General features: G+C 51.5%; 1 protein-coding gene and 1 pseudogene. Both read left to right on the forward strand.

Translation table 11 applies throughout. From position 1 onward, the window contains the following. Positions 1–311, forward strand: a pseudogene (locus H0248_RS20520) (DUF4123 domain-containing protein); the annotation flags it as partial. After that, positions 308–826 (forward strand): hypothetical protein, encoded by a 519-nt coding sequence (locus H0248_RS20525; RefSeq protein WP_180787298.1) that lies wholly within the window; start codon positions 308–310, stop codon positions 824–826. The pseudogene H0248_RS20520 and the gene H0248_RS20525, both read left to right, overlap by 4 nt. Positions 827–870: the final 44 nt, after the last annotated feature.

Here is an 870-nt window from a genome sequence, read left to right on the forward strand (position 1 = left end):
TACGAGAATGCGACGGCAGTTGGCACGACCTGAGCCTATCGATCCCTCCCACTGAACCTGTTCTGGTGAAATTGACGCCTGAGTTATATCAAGCGTTGCAAGGTTCGCCTGACGAGCATCGTCTGCTCGCTCTGTGGCAAGAGGGGGATAGCATCAGATATTTCCCGCCCTGTGAAAGGATGAGCATGGTCCGCAAGGCATTGGCGAAAGCCGAGCAGGCTGGTGCGACAGAGTCTCAAAGACGGTTGTGGGCATTAGCCTATTTGGAAGGTGGTCAGCAAGCGTTGGAAGAACAAAAGGGACGACCATGAGCGTGGCAAGCGGTTTAACAAGAGTGATATCGGGGCTGATAACGGCGATATGGCAGATCTTGCCACGCTGGGGGCGGTGGACGGCAAGCATTCTGCTGGTGCTTTGGCTGGTCTGGACGTTCCTGATTCAGGAACGGCATGGCGGGGCGTCATTAGTGGTTATGTCAGTAATGGATCGACCGATTAGTTATGCCTATGTCAACGGAAATATGGGGGGAAATACCGATGCATTTGACGGGCGGAATGCGGGGGGGAAAAACGCAGGCCCCTATCGGATAGACGGAGATTCGGTCAATATTAAATGGCTACTGAGTGCTACTCTAAAGCAACAAGAAGAACAGGGGCTTCGTCCTGAAAAACATACGATCACTCTGCCGATGCCTAAACGTGAAAAAGGCCAGAATGATCTCTGTGTCCTGTTTTTGCCCGATAACAAGCCGATGATACGTTGGGCCTATCGTTGTCACCTTGATATGCAGGATGTAATAAACATTTATCGGACGAGGAAGTTGTAATGGTGGATTGGGATGATCTGGAATGTCGCGTTGCGCGTGAGGAA

This window comes from Pectobacterium brasiliense (assembly GCF_013449685.1).
GTDB lineage: Bacteria > Pseudomonadota > Gammaproteobacteria > Enterobacterales > Enterobacteriaceae > Pectobacterium > Pectobacterium brasiliense_A.